15 protein-coding genes and 2 pseudogenes are annotated in these 18598 nt (G+C 71.9%); 6 read left to right on the forward strand and 11 right to left on the reverse strand.

Annotated elements, in window-relative coordinates:
- Positions 1–52: 52 nt before the first annotated feature.
- Entirely contained in the window at positions 53–1087 is a 1035-nt protein-coding gene (locus FHX44_RS40305) for a LacI family DNA-binding transcriptional regulator (RefSeq protein WP_212612562.1), read from the reverse strand.
- A 77-nt stretch (positions 1088–1164) separates the two neighbouring features.
- On the opposite strand from FHX44_RS40305, the gene FHX44_RS40310 reads away from it, so the two are divergent.
- Together FHX44_RS40310 and FHX44_RS40315 are read left to right on the forward strand one after the other, a co-directional pair.
- Positions 1165–2166, forward strand: a complete 1002-nt coding sequence (locus FHX44_RS40310; protein ID WP_147257266.1) for a Gfo/Idh/MocA family oxidoreductase — start codon at positions 1165–1167, stop codon at positions 2164–2166.
- The gene (locus FHX44_RS40315; protein ID WP_147257267.1) at positions 2163–2972 is read left to right on the forward strand and encodes a TIM barrel protein; all 810 of its coding nucleotides are present in this window, start codon (positions 2163–2165) and stop codon (positions 2970–2972) included. Before FHX44_RS40310 ends, FHX44_RS40315 begins: the two co-directional genes overlap by 4 nt.
- Positions 2973–3385: 413 nt before the next feature.
- Here the strand turns inward: FHX44_RS40315 and FHX44_RS40320 are convergent, their stop codons facing one another.
- The 7 genes from FHX44_RS40320 to FHX44_RS40350 all read right to left on the reverse strand — a co-directional run bounded on the left by FHX44_RS40320 (position 3386) and on the right by FHX44_RS40350 (position 11787).
- Positions 3386–5257 carry a hypothetical protein gene (locus FHX44_RS40320; RefSeq protein ID WP_147257268.1) on the reverse strand — a complete coding sequence of 624 codons (1872 nt, stop codon included), beginning with the start codon at positions 5255–5257 and terminating at the stop codon, positions 3386–3388.
- Positions 5254–5592, reverse strand: coding sequence for a helix-turn-helix domain-containing protein (locus tag FHX44_RS40325; protein WP_147257269.1), 339 nt, complete (start codon positions 5590–5592; stop codon positions 5254–5256). The genes FHX44_RS40320 and FHX44_RS40325 overlap by 4 nt, the downstream gene beginning before the upstream one ends.
- Positions 5589–6704, reverse strand: coding sequence for a tyrosine-type recombinase/integrase (locus FHX44_RS40330; protein WP_147260570.1), 1116 nt, complete (start codon positions 6702–6704; stop codon positions 5589–5591). Before FHX44_RS40330 ends, FHX44_RS40325 begins: the two co-directional genes overlap by 4 nt.
- Positions 6705–7091: 387 nt before the next feature.
- Complete coding sequence (locus tag FHX44_RS40335; RefSeq protein WP_147260571.1) at positions 7092–8471, reverse strand: MFS transporter; 1380 nt, start codon at positions 8469–8471, stop codon at positions 7092–7094.
- A gap of 27 nt (positions 8472–8498) precedes the next feature.
- Positions 8499–9467, reverse strand: coding sequence for a 2-hydroxyacid dehydrogenase (locus FHX44_RS40340; RefSeq protein ID WP_147260572.1), 969 nt, complete (start codon positions 9465–9467; stop codon positions 8499–8501).
- Positions 9464–10585, reverse strand: coding sequence for a maleylacetate reductase (locus FHX44_RS40345; protein WP_170309244.1), 1122 nt, complete (start codon positions 10583–10585; stop codon positions 9464–9466). The genes FHX44_RS40340 and FHX44_RS40345 overlap by 4 nt, the downstream gene beginning before the upstream one ends.
- Positions 10582–11787, reverse strand: a complete 1206-nt coding sequence (locus tag FHX44_RS40350; RefSeq protein WP_147260574.1) for an enolase C-terminal domain-like protein — start codon at positions 11785–11787, stop codon at positions 10582–10584. Before FHX44_RS40350 ends, FHX44_RS40345 begins: the two co-directional genes overlap by 4 nt.
- 126 nt (positions 11788–11913) lie before the next feature.
- On the opposite strand from FHX44_RS40350, the gene FHX44_RS40355 reads away from it, so the two are divergent.
- The 3 genes from FHX44_RS40355 (at position 11914) to FHX44_RS40365 (ending at position 15415) form a co-directional block, all read left to right on the forward strand.
- Positions 11914–12804 carry a LysR family transcriptional regulator gene (locus tag FHX44_RS40355; RefSeq protein ID WP_147260575.1) on the forward strand — a complete coding sequence of 297 codons (891 nt, stop codon included), beginning with the start codon at positions 11914–11916 and terminating at the stop codon, positions 12802–12804.
- A gap of 334 nt (positions 12805–13138) precedes the next feature.
- Positions 13139–13366, forward strand: coding sequence for a hypothetical protein (locus FHX44_RS40360; protein ID WP_147260576.1), 228 nt, complete (start codon positions 13139–13141; stop codon positions 13364–13366).
- 342 nt (positions 13367–13708) lie between these two features.
- Positions 13709–15415, forward strand: a complete 1707-nt coding sequence (locus FHX44_RS40365) for an NAD(P)/FAD-dependent oxidoreductase (protein ID WP_147260577.1) — start codon at positions 13709–13711, stop codon at positions 15413–15415.
- 82 nt (positions 15416–15497) lie between these two features.
- Here FHX44_RS40365 and FHX44_RS40370 read toward each other — a convergent pair whose 3' ends face one another.
- Positions 15498–15911 carry a hypothetical protein gene (locus FHX44_RS40370; protein WP_147260578.1) on the reverse strand — a complete coding sequence of 138 codons (414 nt, stop codon included), beginning with the start codon at positions 15909–15911 and terminating at the stop codon, positions 15498–15500.
- A 133-nt stretch (positions 15912–16044) separates the two neighbouring features.
- Positions 16045–16131 (reverse strand): annotated as a pseudogene (locus tag FHX44_RS40375) (transposase); the annotation flags it as partial.
- 9 nt (positions 16132–16140) lie between these two features.
- Here FHX44_RS40375 and FHX44_RS40380 point away from each other — a divergent pair.
- Positions 16141–16608: pseudogene (locus tag FHX44_RS40380) on the forward strand (DinB family protein); the annotation flags it as partial.
- Between the two features lie 588 nt (positions 16609–17196).
- On the opposite strand, the gene FHX44_RS40385 reads toward FHX44_RS40380, so the two are convergent.
- Positions 17197–18501, reverse strand: a complete 1305-nt coding sequence (locus FHX44_RS40385; RefSeq protein ID WP_246170855.1) for an MFS transporter — start codon at positions 18499–18501, stop codon at positions 17197–17199.
- Positions 18502–18598: the final 97 nt, after the last annotated feature.

Genomic DNA, 18598 nt, shown 5'->3' on the forward strand with positions numbered 1-18598 from the left:
GACCCGAGAGAGCATTCGTCGGCGTCGGGGCCACGCGCCACGATTCGCTCGATCAGGTGGCGGGCGGCGGGCAGGTGGCGGGCGGCGGGCAGGTGGTGGTGCGGACGACCAGGTGGGGTGGGACGACTAGCTCCCGGTGGCTGACCGGGTTGCGCTCGAGCCGGTCGATCGCGCGGGTGACGGCGAGCGTGGTGATCTGCTCGATGTCCTGGGCGATGGTGGTCAGGCCGACGTGTGACAGGCGGGCGAGGCGGCTGTCGTCGTAGCCCACGACGCTGATGTCGCCGGGTACGGCCAGGCCGGCGCGCTGGAGCACATCGAGCACGCCGAGGGCGCAGCGGTCGTTGAACACGGTCACGGCGGTCGGCCGCGGGGTGAGGTCGAGCAGGGCGCGGGCGGCCGCGGCGCCGTCGTCCTCGGTGAGCCCGCCCGACAGGACATGCACGTCGGCGGCGAGGCCGTGGTGGCGCATGGCGTCGCGGTAGCCGCGGCGGCGCTCGGCGGCTCCCGGGGCGCGGCCGCCGTCGACGTGGGCGATCCGGCGGTGGCCGAGGCCGACGAGGTGGTCAACGGCCTCGTGCAGACCCGACTCGTCGGCGGTGCGGACGACGTCGACGTCGCGGTGGCGGACCGCGCGCGCCACGACCACGACGGGCAGGCGGGCGGCGAGCTCGGCGAGGTGGGCCGTGCGCGTGTGCGGGCCGAGCAGGACGAGCGCCTCGCAGCGGTCCTGCAGCAGGCTCGCCGCGGCCCGCTGCTCGTCGCGCTGTGGGGTGACGGCGCTCAGTGCCAGTTCGTAGCCGACGCGGTCAGCGGCGGTGTAGAGGCCGCTGACCAGGTCGCCGTGGAAGGCGTGCTGCACCCCGAAGACGACGCCGAGCAGCCGGCTGCGACTGCTGCGCAGCAGCCTGGCGCGGGTGTCCGGGCGGTAGCCCAGCTCGTCGGCGGCCTGCAGCACCCGCTGCCGTGAGGCCGGGCTCGCGCCCGGGACGTCGCGCATCACGATCGAGACGAGGGCGACGGACACGCCCGCCCTGGCTGCGACGTCAGCGAGGGTCGGCCGGCGAGCGCGCTCTGCTCGGGTCACCCCCACACCCTACCGATCTCGCCTAGAACGTTCTAGGCTAGCGCGCCATAGAACGTTCTAGGCTCGAGGAGGAGCGGATGAACGCGATCGGGGTGGCCCTGGTCGGGTCGGGGCGGATGGGGTCGTTCCACGGCGAGTCGCTCGCGCGCCGGATCCCGGGGGCGCGGCTGGTGGCGGTGGCGGACCCGGCGCCGGGGGTGGCCGAGCGCCTGGGCGCGGACCGCGCCTACTCCGACCCGGCGGAGGCGTTCGCCGATCCGGGCGTCGACGCGGTGGTGATCGCCGCGCCCGCCCGCTTCCACGCCGATCTGGTGGTGGCCGCGGCCCGGGCGGGCAAGGGGGTGTTCTGCGAGAAGCCGATGGCGCTCTCGCTGCCCGACGCCGACCGGGCGATCGACGCCGCCCGCGCCGCCGGGGTGGTGCTGCAGGTGGGGTTCAACCGGCGCTTCGCCCCGGACTGGCAGGCCGCCCGCGCCCTGCTCGACGACGGCCGGCTGGGCATCCCGCGGCTGCTGCGCTCGGTCACCCGCGACCCCGGTGGGTTCGACCCGTCCCGGGTGCCGCCGGACACGATCTTCAACGAGACCCTGATCCACGACTTCGACACCCTGCGGTTCCTCAACCCGGGCGCGGAGGCCGTCGAGGTCTACGCCACCGCCGACGCGCTCGTCGAGCCCGAGTGGCGGGAGCGCGGGCTGCTCGACACCGCGGTGGTGGTGGTGCGGTTCACCAACGGTGCCACCGGTGTCGCGGAGGCGTGCTTCGAGGCCGCGTACGGCTACGACGTGCGCGGCGAGGTGTTCGGATCGGGGGGCATGGCGACCTTGGGCGACGGCCGCCGCACCGGGATGATCTTCTCCGGCGCGGCCGGCCGCACGGTCGAGATGGCCCGCAGCGACCAGGAGCTCCTGGCCGGCGCCTACGTCGCCGAGCTGGCCGCCTTCGTCGCCGCCGTCCGCGACCGGACGCCGGCCCCGGTGGGCGGGGAGGACGCGCGCGCGGCGCTGGCGATCGCGCTGGCGGCGGCCGGATCGGTGCGCGCCGGGCGTCCGGTCCGGATCGAGGAGGTCGCGAAGTGACCGGATTCCGGCTCGCCGCCTGCGCCGAGATGCTGTTCCTCGACCAGCCGATCGAGGAGCGGGTGCGCCGCATCGCCGACCTCGGGTTCGAGGTCGAGATCTGGGACTGGACGGCCAAGGACATCGCCGCGCTCGCCAAGACCGGGGCGAGGTTCACCTCGATGACCGGCTACATCCGAGGCACCCTCTCCGACCCGGACGGAGCCGAGGAACTGCTGCGCACCGCGGAGCGGTCACTGCGGGTCGCCGAGGAGCTCGACTGCCCCCGACTCAACGTGCACGGCACCGGCCTCGACGACCGCGGCCTGCCCGTGGTGGCCTCGCCGGTCGTCACGCCGCGGATGTGGCTGACCGCGGCGCGGACGCTGGCTCGGCTCGCCGAGCTGGCGGAGCGCGCCGGGCGCATGTTCACCCTGGAGAACCTCAACACCGCAGTCGACCACCCGGGGGTGCCGTTCGCGAGGGCGGCCGACACGCTCGCGCTCGTCGAGGCCGTCGACAGCCCGCACCTGCGGCTCAACCTCGACCTCTACCACGCCCAGATCGGCGAGGGGAACCTCGTGCAGCTGGTCGAGCGGGCGCTGCCGGTCGTCGGGGAGATCCAGGTCGCCGACGTCCCCGGCCGCTGCGAACCCGGCACCGGTGAGATCCATTACCCCGCCATCGCTGCGACCCTGGCGCGCCTCGGCTACGACGGCGTGGTCGGATTGGAAGGCTGGGCTTCGCACGACCCACTGGAGGCGCTCGACCGATTCCGGGACGCATTCACGCACCGCTCGTCCGCCGACCCACCCGGGTTCGGCTGACGCGCCCCGTCGACCGGCGGCGTGAGCGGGAAGGGGGCGCGCCGGCGGAGGAGGGGTGCGTCGATAGTTCCCTGCCGGCGGAGGGATCGGCTTGCGGCGGCGTGTCGATCGCAGACGTTCGGGATCGATGGGGAAGGCATGTGGGAGTCCGGCTCCACGAGATCGTCGGCTTCGGGCTGGATGGCGCGGCGACGGCGAGCACACCTGCGCCGAGCATCCTCGTAAGCAGCCCAGCAGGCCGACTCCGATCGGTCCATCCAGCCATCTGGTTCTGTCTGCGTGATCCCTGGCGTTTAAGAAGCCTTCCCACGTGATCGTTCTGCGGCTCGCGATCTGGCAAGCCTTTAGAGGTCATGAGCCCGGGCACAGGCGTCCACGGAAGAGCGCTCCCTCCTCGTCGCAGCCGGCGGAGGCTAGGGCCTCACTCGTCCGCTGCGCGATGCGCCCTGCTCGGTGGCCGGTGCGTCCATCGCACCGTTGCTGTCACGATCCGGGGCGGCAGGTGCTGTCGCTCGTGCCTGGATGTATGCCTGCCAGTCACGCTTGGCCCGGTGGGTCCAGCGCACGGCGGCTTCGATGCTGATCCCGAGTAGCGGACTCAACGCGGCGGCGGGGATGTCGGCGGCAAGGGCGGCGAGCGCGGAGTTGCGACCCACGCGGACTCGGATGCCGTGGCGATTGAGCATGTTGGCGAGGCGGCCTGGTGTGAAGTGTTGCCCGGGCAGCCCGCCGGGGAACAGCCAGCGTGGCCCGGGGACGCTGCGGCCGACGGTTGAGGTGGTGACCGCGGTGCGGGCGAGGTCGGTAAGCAGCGCGGCGAGGGGCGGAGGCAACGCGGTGCGGTGCCCGCCGAGCTGCAGGACGTGGCCGGTCTCGGTGGAGATCAGGTGCTCGGCGGTGAGCTCGCTGATCCGGCTGACCGGGAGCCCGTAGAGCAGGACGAGCCCGCCAGCGGCCCGGACTTCGAGGGGCAGCGTGGCGTCGTGGAGGCAGCGGCGCAGCTGTTCCCAGCGTTCCTCGTTGGTGACCGACAGGTCGGGCTCGGACGGAGGTAGGTAGCGGATGTCGAGTTCGGGGGCGAGGCCTCGGCCAGCGGCCCAGTCGAGGAAGTCCTTGACGACCCTCCGGGTGCAGGCGCCCTCGCTGAGCCACTGGTCGATCAGGGCCTGGGTGACATCGGCGAGCGCGACGTGCCGTTCATCCAGCCACCGCAGGAACGCGAGGGCCGCCCTGACTCGGCCGCGGAGGTTGTGTGCACTGGCTTCGGTGAAGCGGGCGTGCGCGGCGCGCTGGCGCGCCCGTCGCAGCACCGACCAGGTGACGTAGACGTGGATGACCTGGCGGTGTTGCTCGGGCAGCAGCGCCAGCTGCCGGTTCAGCCAGGCTGGCACCCGTTCGAGGTACTCGATCCGAGCCGGGAGCGCCCCGACGTGCACCAGCATCTGCCGCAGCGCGTTCACACCCGTAGGCGGCAGGGAGTCCAGGACCTCGTGGGTGGGCTCCACCCCCGCGGCGCCCAGCTGCCGCAGGACCTGCGCGCCGCCGTCGTCTCGGCGCAGCCACTCCAGCACCGATCGGGGGCGATCCGCCTGAGCCAGCGCCGCGAGCAGCGGCACCAACACGTCGAGCACTTGGCCGGTCGGGCCGCGGAACTGCTCGTGCAGGCGTTCGATCGCGACGCACCGGACGCAGTTGCCGTCCTGGTAGCGCTCCTCCCCACCGCCGCAGCGCCGGCAGACATAGTCGAAGCGCCCTCCGGCGCAAGCCCCGCAGACGCCGCGGCCGCGGCCGTCGACGCCGATCAGCGGCTTGATGGCGCCGCAGCCGCCGCAGGGTGCCGGTCTGCCCCGGACTTCTCGGTAGCAGCGTCGACAAACCGGCCCCATCGGCCATTGCGCGACTACCTGCTTCCGCTGGCCGCACCGGGTGCAGGGGTGGGGCGGCACGGCCTTCGACCGGCAGCTGACGCAGACCCGTCCGGCCGGGATGCGTTGGGGCAGGGGCTTCCGCTGACCGCAGCCGGCGCAGTGCGGCACGCGCACCGGATGCCCGGCCGCCTCGAGCACGACCACCAGCCGGAACACCGACGGCGGAACGTCGGGCGAACCGGAGACGAGCGCATCCGGGTGGACGGCCAGGTGCCTGTCGATATCCCACAACGCCTGCCCGGCCGCGTTCGCCGTCACCAGCGCCTGGTCCGCGGCCTGCGCGTCCAGGTCGGGAAGCTGCGTGGTGAGCAGCGTGAGCACGCGCTGACGGGCGGCATCGGCGGCCGCCGTGCTCACCTCGGCTCTCCGCCGGAGCCGGGCCGACGAATCGTGGTCCGGCGGACCGGCGGCGGAGCCGGTCGGCCAGCGTCCCCACTCGCCTTGCGGACCTGCTTGTTCACCGCCTGCACCTCGATCAAGTCGTTCGGGGAGCAGCCGAGGATGTCGCAGAGCGCGGCGAGGGTGTCCATGCTCAGCCGCTGCGGTGGCTGGGTCACCAGCCGGTAGACCTGCTCCCGGGACAGGTGGATACCGCGCTCGGCCAGCAGCGGCAGCAGCTCGGAGGTGGCGAACAACCCGCGCTCGGCCATCCGCAGCCGCAGATGCCACTCGATGCCCATCTTGCGGATCATCGCTGTTCCTCCCACTGCTGCTCCTGGGCCTGCAGAGCCTGGGTGAGCAGCCGGTTGCGGTAGTCATCGGACACCCCGGTGTAGAGCGCGGTGGTCGAGGCGTATGCGTGACCGACCTGGTCCTGCACGAACCGCTCCGGGTAGTCGAACTCGATCAAGTGCGTCACATACGAGTGCCGCAGGCAGTGCAGATCCAACACACCGTCCAGCCCGGCGGCATCGCGGGCCGCGACGAACGCATCGTTGATCCCACGCATCGACATCCGCCCCCGCCGCTCCGTGGTGAACAGCGCCGGATGCCCACCCGGGCCGAACCGGGGCCGGACCTCGTGCAGCCATTGCTCCAGCAGTGGCACCACCCAGTCCATCTCCGGCACCAGCAGCACCGTGCGCCGCTTCGGTGGGCTGCCCCGCGACGACTTGCCCCACCGCACCAGCAACGCCCCCATCTGCCCGAACCCGGGCACCTTCGGGTTACGCCGCAGGTCGGCCAGGTCCAGGCCCCACGCCTCCTGGCGACGCAACCCGAACGCGTAGACCGTCTTGAGCACGGCGGCATCGCGCTGCGCCGCCAGCCCGCCCTTGCGCCCTCGGGCACGGATCTCGTCCACGAGCCCGTCGGCGGCATCGAACAACGCCTGCACCTCGTCATAGCTCAACGGCCGCCGACCCGGCCCGCCCTCGTAGGCGCTGACATGCGCGATCGTGTTCCACTCGCCCAACAGCTGCACCGGCGCGCGCCCGAATCGTTCGCGGCACGCCTCCGGCCACCCGTAGCGCGGGTCGGTCAGGTAGCCCAGGAACATCTGCAGCCCGCCCAGGTAGCCGCGCGCGGTCGACACGACGATCTGCGCAGCCGAGCGCCGGCTATCGATGAACGCCTCGAGCTCCGCCGCCGTCCACTCCCACGGGTACTGCCCCGAGAAGCGCACCACCCGCCGGACCAGGTCTTGCCGACGCTGGATCGTCTCCGCCTTCAGGAAGCGGACCCGCTGCTGGCGCGCCCAGCCCTGCAACATCGCCTCGAACACCGCCGGCGCCGGATCGAGGTAGGACACGCCCTCGGCCAGCACCAAACGCGCCGACCCGGGCGTATCCAGAACCTCATCCACGCGTTGCATCTAACACAACAATGTGTCAGCTGTTCGGCTCGGGGTTGATCGACGTCAGGAGAGGATCCGAGGCCGAGGGCTATCGGATCTCACTCTGACCAGGCGTCACTGGCAAGTGGCGAAAGGTCCATCGGATGCAACTCTGCGCGTATACGGACGAACCGTGCGCCGTGGCGCCGGTGACGCTCGAAGGTCGGATCGACATGAGCGCGGGGCGACGACGAACCGCCGAACGCCCACCGCAGGAACGTGATGGTGAACGCCGACGGCGCAGTGCCGGCGCTCCGCCGCAGGAACGCCGTCACGACCCGGCGTCCTGGACCGGTCGCTCGCAGCGAGGACGCAGCCGGGCCGCCCGTTCGGACGGCCCGGCGGGGAGCGGACGCGCTACTGCTTGACCACCCGATCCGGCACGTCCGCGGGCGCCGCCCCGGGCCCGGCGGCCGGCCCGGACCCGACTGGTGCCGCGGGCGCCAGCCCGACACCGCGTGTCTCCGGCAAGACCGCCACGGCCACGGCGCTCGCGAGTGCAACGACCACGAGCGCCACGGCGAGGAGCCACGGCGCTCCACCGGTGGCCGCGACGAGCCCGACGGCGATGATCGGCGCGGGACCGGCCAGCGCGGCGCCGGGGATCTCCCGGCCGAGGGCGAAGCCGCTGAACCGGTACGCCGCCGGGAAGAGCTCGGCGAAGTAGGCGGCCTGCGACCCGAACATCGCGAGGCAGCCGCCACCGAGGGCGAGGGCGAACGCGAGGACGATCAGCACCGTGTTCCCGGTGTCGAGCAGCCAGAAGAACGGGAAGGAGATCAGGGCGCAGAACACCGACACCGCGAGGTAGACGGGCTTGCGACCGGACCTGTCGGAGAGCTTGCCGACCAACGGGATGGCGGCCGCCCCGACGGCGCAGCCCACGAGCAGCGCGAACAGCGATGTCGACTTGGAGACGCCCTTGCCCGCGAGGTAGCTCAGGGCGTAGGTCTGCACGACGTAGATGTTGAAGGCGAGCGGGCTGTTGGCGATCATGACGAGCAGGAGCCGGGCCGGCATCGTCCTGACCATCGTCAGCGCCGGCACGCGCGTGCGCTGGCGGGCCTCGCGCAGCTCCGCGAACACCGGTGACTCGGGCACCCGCAGGCGGATCAGCAGCCCGATCCCGACCACGGCGATGCTCAGCAGGAAGGGCACGCGCCAGCCCCAGCTCATCAGCTGGTCGCTGGGCAGGGTCGCCACGACACCGCTCACCGCCGCGGCGAGCCCGATGCCGAGGAACACGCCGCACGCCGGGAGCGCGGCGTAGTAGCCGCGGCGGTGCGCGGGCGCGAACTCGGCGACCATCGTGACGGCACCGACGTACTCGGCACCGACGCCGAGTCCCTGCAGGAGCCGGCACAACACCAGCAGGACGGGCGCGACCAGCCCGACGCTCGCGTACGTCGGTAGCAGGCCGATGACGGTAGTGGCGACACCCATCAGCAGGAGGGTGCCGACCAGGGCGGAGCGGCGGCCGTACCGGTCGCCGATGTGACCGAAGATCAGGGCCCCGATCGGCCGTGCGAAGTACCCGACGCCGAACGTTGCGAAGGCCGCGATCAGGCCGACGGACGGGGAGAAGTCGGGGAAGAACAGCGTGCCGAAGACGAGCGCGGCGGCTTGACCGTAGATGGCGATGTCGTACCACTCGATCAGGCTGCCGACGACCGTCCCCCGGATCAGGCGTCGGCGGGATTCATCCCAGATGGTCTCTCGGGTCGGGGCGGCGTTCATCGGCGCTCCTGGGAGGCGGGCGCGGCGCTAGCGGCCGGCGCGGACGAGGTTGGTCAAGGGCTGACCGGTCAGGAGCCGGTCGATGTTCAGCGCGATGGCGCGGTACCGCCGGTGCGTCAGCTCGCGCGTCCACGCGCTCGAATGAGGCGTGCACCATGCATTGGGCAGCTCCCAGAAGGGGTGGGACGCGGGAGCCGGCCGGTCCTCGAAGGAGCGTGGGTAGGAGTACCAGACGTCGATCACGGCGCCGCCGATGACGTTGTCGCGGAGCGCGTCGAAGAGCGCGGACTCGTCGACGACGGGGCCGCGGGAGACGTTGACGAGCACCGCGTGCGGCCGCATCCGGCGCAGCGCGGCACGGTCGATCAGCCCGCTCGTGGCGGGCGTCAGCGGGCAGGCCACGACGAGGTGGTCGGCCGTGGCGAGGACCTCGTCGAGGCGGGCCTGCGGGAGCAGCTCCGCCGCCGCGGACGGGACCGCCCTGTCGTCGACGGCCCGCACCCGCATCCCGAACGCCGCCGCCCGGGTGGCGATCGCCTGCCCGATCCGCCCGTAACCGATGATCCCGAGCGTCCGGCCGTGCAGCTCACCGTGCGGCACCCGGCCGCGGTAGGCGTCGGGCCACGACTCCGCGTCGAACGCCGCCTGCATCGCGCCGGCGCGGATCTCCCACTCGAGCAGGCGGGCGAGGACGAACTCGGCGATTGGGATCTCGTGCTCGAACACGTTCGCCACCGCGGTCCCGGGGTGCAGCGCGGCCAGGTCGATCCCGTCCAACCCGGCTCCGGGCACGTGCAGGAGCCGGAACGCCGGGGCCGTCGAGCCCGGCCGCGTGAACCGCAGCGAGACGACCACGTCGTCCGCGCCGATCCCGTCGTCGTGGCGGTCGCTGTGGGCGGCGGCCGCGGGCAGCACGGCGATCTGCGCAGGCTGCTGGAGGTGCGCCTCCAGGTCGGCCGCGTGCTCCGCCGCCTCGCCCACCAGGTGGATCCTCATCGGCCGCGCCCCGGACGGTGGCCGGCAGCGGCCGCGGAGAGGATCGAGCGGACCACCTCCTCGGTGACCGGCGCCGGGTTGGTCAGGCCCGGGTCGAGCGAGGTGTTGACGTCGTAGGACTCCGCGCCGCTCGCGATCCCGACGGCGAGCTCGAGGTCCTCCGCCCGGATCCCGAGGTCGGACAGGCGGACCGGCAGCCGTGCCGCGACGACGATGTCCCAGACGTGTCCGGGCAGGTCGTCGGTGCCCACCGCGTCGGCGAGGCGGCCCAGTGCGTCGGGGGCCCGCTCGACCAGGTGGGCCGTGACGTACGGCAGGACGGCGGCGTGGGCGACGCCGTGCTCCACGCCGAAACTGCCGCCGAGCATGTGGGCGACCGCGTGCTGGAGCGCGAACCCGCCGGTGAGGGCGGCACCGCCGAGGTAGGCGCCGTACAGCAGCTCGTTGCGGGCTCCGAGGTCGTCGGGAGCGGCGAGGACGGCGGGCAGCGCGCTGGTCACGACCCGCGCGCCCTCGATCGCCGCGGGCCGCAGCAGCGGGCTGACGCTCGGCAGGTAGACGGCGTCGATGCAGTGCGCGAGGGCGTTCATCGCGCTCGCGGCGGTCACGGCGAGCGGGAGCTGCCGTGACAGCTCGGCGTCGTAGATCACGACGGATGCGAGCATCGCCGGGCTCTCGTGCATGCGTTTGACGCCGTCGATCGTCATCCCGCAGTAGCCGGTCATCTCCGAGCCGGAGTAGGTCGTGGGCACGGCGATGATCGGCAGCCCACTCTCGTAGGCGATGCCCTTGCACAGGCCGGTCGCGGCGCCGCCGCCGACCGCGACGAGGCAGTCCGCGCCCATCTCTGCGGCCTGCTCGCGGCCGCGGTGGGCGAGCTCGACCGGGACCTGGCTGACGGCCTCGGGGAGGATCCCGACGCACCGGTCATCGAGTGCGGCCGCGACCTCCTTGCCCATCTCGGCCCGGCCCGGGGTGGTCACGACGAGCGGTCGTGTCACGCCGAGCCGGTCCACCTCGTCGGGGAGCACCGCGATGCTGCCCGGGCCGAAGACGACCCGGTCCGGGGTGGCGTTGTAGACGCCCCCACCGGGGTGGGCGAAGTGGCGCAGACTCACCAGTCCACCACCGTTCCGTCGGCGAGGACGGCCGAGCCGCTGTGCGGCACCTCCGGCCGGTACGGATGGCGGCGGGCCGCCGCCTCGTCGACCTCGACGCCGAGACCGGGGGCGGTGGGGACCTCCCAGTGGTTGCCGACGCGCTTCATCGGGGCGCTGACGACCTCGTCGTACCAGCTGACGGCGCCACTCATCTCCTCCTGGATGACGAAGTTCGGGGTGCTCACCGCGAAGTGGAGCGCGGCCGCCCCGGCGACGGGCCCGTTCGGGTTGTGCGGTGCCACACCGACGAGCTCGGCGTCCGCCACTGCCGCTATTCGCTTCCCCTCGAGCAGGCCGCCGGTGTGGTTGAGGTCGGGCTGCGCGACGGCCAGCGCCTTCGAGGCGAGCACCGGCAGGAACTCGCGCAGCCCGACCAGGCGCTCTCCCGCCGCGATGGGCACGGGCGAGCGGGCGGCCACCGCGCACAGGGCCTCCGTGTCCCCCGGCGCCACCGGCTCCTCGCAGAACATCGGGTCGTAGTCGGCGAGGATGTCGACGTACTGCATCGCGGCTGCCGGGGACGCCGGCCGGGCGTGGAAGTCGATCATGATGTCGACGTCGGGACCGACCGTGGAGCGCAGCACGGACATCATCCGGTCGACGTGCCGGCGGTCGGCGGGGGTCGACAGGTGCCCGCCGTACGGGATCAGCACGACCTTGAGGGCGTCGTAGCCCTGCTCGACGACCGCGGTGGCCCGCTCGCGGAGCTGCCCCTCGTCGACGGTGTCGTAGACCGAGCGCATGTCGCCGAGACCGAGGTGGGTGTAGACCCGTACCTGGTCGCGGACCTGCCCGCCGAGCAGTCGCCAGACCGGCTGGCCCACGGACTTGCCGAGGATGTCCCAAAGCGCGTGTTCGATACCGCTGATCGCGGTCACGCCGACGATCCCCAGCCGGTAGTAGCTGTGCTTGGTCATGACCCGCAGCGCCTGCTCGATGTCCCGCGGGTCGCGGCCGACGATCATCGAGGCGAGGTCCTCCACGGCGCCGACCACGGCCCGCGTCTTCCAGTTCAAGCTCGCCTCGCCCCACCCGACCAGACCGTCCTGGTCGGTGCGGACCTTCACGAGGATCCAGTTCCGCATCTCCGCGTTGACGACGAGCGTCTCCACGGCGGTGATGCGGAGGGCGCCGGGGTCGTCCGGCGTCGGCGACAACATCTCTCGCGTACTCCTTCGTCGGTTGCCGGAACGCTATGGAGCAGCGGTAATCGAGTCCAACTCTTAGTTGGGATCAGTTGATAAGGAGCGCTTTTCACCGCGCTCGCCGGCTGCAAGGATGCGGCGGTGGACCGCTTCCGCCTCGAGTGCTTCGTCGCCCTCGCCGAGGAGCTGCACTTCCACCGCGCCGCCGAACGCTGCCACGTCAGCCAGCCGGCGATGAGCCAGCAGGTGCGCAACCTCGAACGCGAGCTCGGGGTGCAGCTCGCCCACCGCACCAAGCGCACCGTCGTGCTGACGCCCGCGGGCGAGGTGTTCCTGCGCGAGGCCCGCAAGACGCTGCGCCAGCTCGACCTCGCCGTGCTGCTGGCGCAGCGCACCGACCGGGGTGAGATCGGCCAGCTCACGGTGGGCGTCACGTCGCCTGCGCTCTACGTCCTGTTCCCCGAGGCGGCGCGGCTCTTCCACGCGGCCCTCCCCCGCGTCGGCATGATCGTGCGCGAGCTCACGACCGCGGAGCAGGAGAAGGCTTTGCGCGCGGGCGACATCGACGTCGGCCTGATCCATCCCCCGCTCGACGACACCGGCCTGCGCACCGAGGAGGTGGCCCGGGCGCCGTTCCACCTCGCGCTGCCCAACGTGCACCCCCTGGCCCGCAGCGAGTCCCTCGAGCTCGCGGAGCTCGCCGGTCAGCGGTTCGTGATCTTCCCGCGGCAGATCGCGCCCCAGCTCTACGACACGATCATCTCGATGTGCCAGGACGCCGGGTTCAGCCTGGAGATCGCGATGGAGGCCTACCCGGCTCAGTCGATCATCGCCTTGGTCAGCTCCGGTGTCGGGCTCGGCTTCATCGCAGGCGAGATGCAGCGGCTGAACCGGCCCGGCGTCGTCTACCGCCCGCTGCGCGGCGCGGGCCCGCAGCTCAGTGTCGGCGTGGCCCACCATCCCGACGGCGTCTCCCCAGCGGTCGAGGCCTTCGTGGACGCGGCGCGGGCCGCCGGCCGCGACGTCCGCTGAACCGGCCCGTTCCAGCGGTAACCGTCGGCCGCGACGAGCACGCTCGGTTCGAGCTGGGCGAAGCGAGTGGCGCCTGAGTCGGCGCGGTCCTGCTCGCACACCACCACGGCGGCCCGATGCCGGCGCAGGCCAGGAACGCGATCACCGCATGGACGCCACCCGGCAGGTGGCCGACGACCCGGCTTTCCTGCGCCACGTCGTGCTCCCGCAGCCATCCGGCAATGGGCTCCCACCTCGCTGCGCACCGCGTCCTGCCGGCGCCGGTGCCATGCCGGCGCGACCCAGTCACGGAACTCGATGATGCTGGGCGGGGTGTACGACCAGGTTCTCGCGGGTGTTCTTCCGCAACGCGATCAACACCGGCCGCCGCGCGGCCGGTGGCGAGCGCAGCCGCGGTGGCCGCTACCCGGACGTCCTGGTTGAGGGCTGCTCATCCGATGTCGACGCGTGGCCGCCGCGAGCCCCACGTGACGCCACCCGCGCCAGCAGGTTGCCCGCCTACCGCCTCACGACGGCGGTGCCCGCGGTGGAGGTGCAGCATCTGTTCAGCTGTGCCCGTTGAGACACAGAGACGGTGTCGCGGCCGATCCGCGCGGGCTCGTCGCTGGGAAGCTCGGCGAGCCCGACGGGGTGATGGCACATCGTCGGGGTGCAGCGCCCCGTACACCGGCACCGCGGGCAGGATCGAGAACGCCCAGGTCGCGATCTACCTCGCGCGACGCCTCCCGCTGCAGGCACGCGTTGATCGACCGCGAGCTCCAGATCATGAAGTCCGACGGGAGGGTGAATCCGATCGCCAGGACGCGTGGAGGACGTCCCCAGGAGCTCGGCCCGTCGGTAGCAGGAGGGCGGCGCCCGCGTCGCTCCTCTGGCCGCGCCGGCCATGCGGCACTAGGTTCGGTCGATGGGTGGCCCTGCGAGTGCCGGACCGGCAGGGCCGGTGATCCTCGTGGCCCACGACGACGAGGAACGCAGGTCCGTGCTGGCGAGCCGCCTGAACCGCCGCTTCGGAGCTGACTACGACGTGCGGGCCGAGCCGTCCTCGGCAGCCGGCCTGTCCGTGCTCTCCCGCCTCGCGGAGGACGGGCGCGACGTCTGCCTCGTGATCGCGGGGCAGCACGCGGAGCACACCGACGGTGCCGGCTTCCTCGCCGCGTCGCACGGACTGCACCCGGCGGCCAAGCGGGCGCTCCTCGTCGGGCGCGGAGAGTGGCGCTCGGGACACCCTGCCGTACGGGCGATGCTGCTCGGCCAGATCGACGGTTACCTGTTCGATCCGTGGCAGCCCGAGGAGCGGTGGCTCTACCTCCCGGTCAGCGAGCTGCTGGTGGACTGGGCGCAGACGCAGGCCCCGTTGTTCGAAGCGTTCCACGTGGTGGGTGACCAATGGGAGGCGCGCTCGCACGAGATCCGCGACGCACTGGGGCGGGTCGGGGTTCCGTTCGGCTTCTCGTCGCCCGACTCGGAGCAGGGCCGCCGGATGCTGCGCGAGCACGGCCAGGACGGCGAGCGGCTGCCGGTCGTCGTGCCGGGCGCGCCGGGTTCGGCTGCTGTCGTGCAACCCGATGTCGCCGAGTTGGCCAGCATGCTCGGCCTTCCCACCGGCTTCGCCACTGAGGCCTGCGACGTCGCGATCGTCGGCGCCGGGCCCGCAGGGCTCGCGGCAGCGGTATATGCCGCTTCCGAAGGTCTGCGGACCGTGGTGATCGACATGTCGTTGCCGGGCGGGCAGGCCGGAACGAGCTCCTTGATCCGCAACTACCTGGGCTTTCCTCGCGGCATCAGCGGTGAGAACCTCGCGAACCGCGCTGCGGAGCAGGCCTGGCTCTTCGGCGCCGACCTGGTGCTCGGCCGGCCGGCGACCGGCCTCCGCACCGAGGCGGCCCGGCATGTCGTCCAGGTCGGCGACGACGAGGTCGTGGCCAGGGCGGTCATCATCGCGTGCGGGGTGGACTGGCGCAGGCTCGGGGTGCCAGCGCTGGAGGAGCTGCGCGGGGCCGGGGTCTTCTACGGAGCCGCCGGGGCCGAGGCGGTCGCGGTTGCGGGAGAGGACGTCTTCGTGGTCGGCGCGGGCAACTCCGCGGGCCAGGCCGCGGTCCACCTGGCTCGATGGGCCTCCACCGTGACAATTCTGGTGCGCGGGCCCGCGCTGGCGGCGAGCATGTCCGACTACCTGATCACCGTGATCGAGCAGATCCCGGCCATCACCGTGCGCCTGCACACCGAGATCATCGACGGGCGCGGTGACGAGAGACTCGAGGAGGTTGAGTTGCGCGACCGCCGCTCGGGCGCGACCGAGGTCGTTCCCGCGGCCGCGGTCTTCGTCATGATCGGCGCGCAACCCCGCACGGACTGGCTCGGCGATACCGTTCGCCGTGACGAGCAGGGGTACGTCGTCACCGGGCACGACCTGCTCGCCGGCGGCGTGCCCCTGCCGGAGTGGCCCCTCGTGCGGCCGCCGTGGCTGCTCGAGACCAGCACCCCCGGCGTATTCGCTGTCGGGGACGTGCGTCACGGCTCCATCAAGCGTGTCGCCACCGCGGTCGGTACCGGGTCGATGGCCGTGCAACTCATCCACCAGTATCTAAGCGAGCCGCACGCGCCAGCCTAATCAGGGCCGAAGGGCTCTCCTGGGGCCCGGCGGCTTCCCCTTCGCGCAGACCAGGCACCCAGCGAAAAGCGGCGAGCCGTGGCTACTTGCTTCCGCCCCGATGCGCCCCATACCCGGTCCGGACGAGATCCTTCACCACAGCCGATCCACGCGCCAGCGCCAGCAGCTGCCCACCTACGAACCTGCGGCGAGACGGTCGATCACCACCGGTCACAACGCGCGAAGCATTCAGACAGGCCGAATATCGACGCATCGTGGTTGAGCGGCTTGGGTCGAGGTGCGATTCAGGGCCTTTTGTATGGCTTGCTGGGAGTTGCGCGATGAGCAGGATCTCGGTGACGTCGTGCGGCAGGTGCGCGGGTTCTTCGGTAGCCGGCGGCCAGTGGAGGAGCTGTCGTCGCTGTGCCCGCTCCCAATCGGCGAGCGCCCCGGCCTCGGCGAGCGCGGCCCGGGTGCGGGCCAGCTCCACCTCCCGACCACCCAGCGGCACGGCCACGCTGGCCGCCGACGATCGCCCCACCCGCGACACCGGGGCACCCACCGCCCTCCACAGCAGCGCATCCGCACGATCCGGTCAGCTTCGAGCCGCAGCCGACCGGACCACCTTGTCATCTCGATCGTCAGGTCATGGTGCCGTTGCGCGCCCAGCGCCAGAATCGGTTGTAGACGGTCTTCCACAGCCCGTACCGCTCAGGCAGATCCCGCCAGGCGAGCCCGTCTTTGCCCTGTACAGCGTCTTTCACGCAGCGCTGAGGGATCAGTTCGAAGCCTTCCTCGATGAACATCGATCCGCGCTCAACGAAAGCTTGAGCGGGCTGACCGAGGAACAGGCGCGCCGGTCGTTGGTCAGGTCCAAGACCACGCTGCTGGGCCTGGTCAAGCACGCCACGTTCGTTGAGAAGGTGTGGTTCGACGAGGCGATCACCTGCCGCCCCCGCGCTGAGATCGGTATACCCGACTCCCCCGACGAGTCGTTCGACCTCGACGACGTCGACACGATCGCATCCGTCCAGCAGGCCCACCAGCAGGCCTGCGCGGTATCACGCCAGGCCACGGCGGAACTACCCCTGGACGACATCGTACGAGGCAACCGGCGGGGCCCGCTGCCACTACGTTGGGTCTACCTCCACATGCTGCGCGAGTTGGCCCAGCATTGCGGCCACGCTGACATCCTCCGTGAGCAGCTCCTAAGCCCAGCGGAGTTCGGCGAGATCGGAAGTTATGAATCCCCCGACTCACCGGACCGGGTCGAGCCTGGCCCCGGGCGAGCGTGACGCCGCGGACCTGGCCGATCTATCGCAAACGGCTGGGTGACCCACGTGCTGCGGCACAGCAAGGGCGAACACTGTGTGATCATCATCCGCAGGCGGGCCGATGAGGTGCTCCTGCGCATCGTCAACGACGGAGTTGGCGCCGAATCGCTCACCCCGCTGTTCGGTTACCTGGCCCCGCTGTTCCTCCTCGGTCTCGCACTGGTGCTGCTCCTGCCGAACACACCGCTCGGTCCGACGCCGACGGCCGCAGGCGAACGGCAGGCTCCGGATGCCACTGCGGAGACGACGGCGCATGGGGCGACACGGGCGTTGGCCTCTGCCTCACGGCATGCTCATGAACCCCACCTCATGATCAATCGGGGTTGCCCGAGCGCTACCGCGGAGTGGTGCTCCCCGAGGTCGCCGGGCGTCGCCGGAGGCCGGGCCGGACGTGGTGGCCGGCGCGGCGCTCGGGCGACTGCCGGATCGGGCGGCCGCGCCCGCTAGACCCGGCGCCGTTCACGGTCTTCAGCGGGCGGACCGCGTCAGGCCTTGTGCGGTGGCGTCCTCGGGGACGGCCAGGTCCCGGCCCCGCGTCTCGGGGGCCAGCCGCGCGGCGACAAGGCTGAGCAGCATCATCGCGGACATGTAGACGGCCACCGGAACCCATGAACCACCGAACGCCGTGACCAGCGCGGCGCAGATCAGCGGGGCGAACCCGCCACCGAGCACGGCGGCGATCTCCCGGCCGAGGGTGACACCCGCGTAGCGGTAGCGGTTGCCGAACAGCTCGGGGAAGTAGCTCATCGTCACGGCGACCGCGCCCTGGCCGGCGAGGACGAAGCCGACGATGATCGTGACGACGATCGCCGCGGTGGACCCGGTGTTCAGCGCGATGAAGGACGGTGCCGGGAGCACGACGAGCGCGGAGAGGATCGCGGAGTACACCGGCTTGCGGCCGAAGCGGTCGGACAGCGCGCCGAACCCGACGGCGGCGATGCCACCGCAGATGGCCCCGATCAGCAGCACCTTCGGCACGAACGTCGGGTCGACGCCGACGGACGACACCAGGTAGGACGCCATGAAGACCTGGTAGGTGTAGGACTGCGCGCTGACCCCGACGGTCATGAACACCACGAGCAGCAGCGGCTTGCGGCCGCGGCGGAGGGTCTCACCCACCGGCCGGCGCGGCTCGGTGTGCTGCTCCTTGAGCTCCTGGAAGACGGGGCTCTCGTTCAGCTTCCGCCGGATGATCATCCCCGCGATCATCACGAGCACGCTGGACAGGAAGACCAACCGCCATCCCCAGCTCATGAGGTCGTCCTTCGGCAACAGCTGCACGAGGATCCAGGCGACGGCACCGAGCGCGGTGCCCAGTGCCGCGCCGGTCATCACCAAGGAGGCGAGGAGCCCGCGGCGGCCCGTGCGGGCGGTCTCGGTGAGCAGGGTCGCCGCCCCTGCCTGCTCGGCTCCGGCCCCGAAGCCCTGCAGGAAGCGACACACCACCAGCAAGGCGGGTGCGATGAGGCCGACCTGGGCGTACGTCGGCAGCAGGCCGATCGCGAGCGTGGCCCCGCCCATCAGCATCAGGGTCGCGACGAGCACCCACTTGCGCCCGAGCCGGTCGCCGTACCGGGAGAAGAACAAGCCGCCCAGCGGACGCGCCGCGAACCCGACCGCGTAGGCGCTGAAGCTGGCCAGCAGGCCGGCCGCCGGTGAGATGTTCGGGAAGAACAGCGTCGAGAAGATCAGCGCCGACGCGGTCCCGTAGATGACGAAGTCGTACAGCTCGAGGGTGGTGCCGGCAAGGCCCGCCCATGCGGCACGGCGCACCGCACGCGGATCGGCTGGCGGCGGTGCAGCGTCCACTGTGGAGCGATCGGGTCGGCCGGTTGTGTCGGTGGAGTCCATGCGTCCTCGAATGGATCGG

Origin of the sequence: Pseudonocardia hierapolitana, assembly GCF_007994075.1 — a bacterium.
GTDB lineage: Bacteria > Actinomycetota > Actinomycetes > Mycobacteriales > Pseudonocardiaceae > Pseudonocardia > Pseudonocardia hierapolitana.

Bases quoted from the DNA above. Each gene is read 5' to 3' on its own strand.
- FHX44_RS40350 (WP_147260574.1), bottom strand. From the start codon at position 11,787: ATGTTGTCGCCGACGCCGGACGACCCCGGCGCCCTCCGCATCACCGCC.
- FHX44_RS40340 (WP_147260572.1), bottom strand. From the start codon at position 9,467: ATGAGGATCCACCTGGTGGGCGAGGCGGCGGAGCACGCGGCCGACCTG.
- FHX44_RS40335 (WP_147260571.1), bottom strand. From the start codon at position 8,471: ATGAACGCCGCCCCGACCCGAGAGACCATCTGGGATGAATCCCGCCGA.
- FHX44_RS40310 (WP_147257266.1), top strand. From the start codon at position 1,165: ATGAACGCGATCGGGGTGGCCCTGGTCGGGTCGGGGCGGATGGGGTCG.
- FHX44_RS40365 (WP_147260577.1), top strand. From the start codon at position 13,709: ATGGGTGGCCCTGCGAGTGCCGGACCGGCAGGGCCGGTGATCCTCGTG.
- FHX44_RS40325 (WP_147257269.1), bottom strand. From the start codon at position 5,592: ATGATCCGCAAGATGGGCATCGAGTGGCATCTGCGGCTGCGGATGGCC.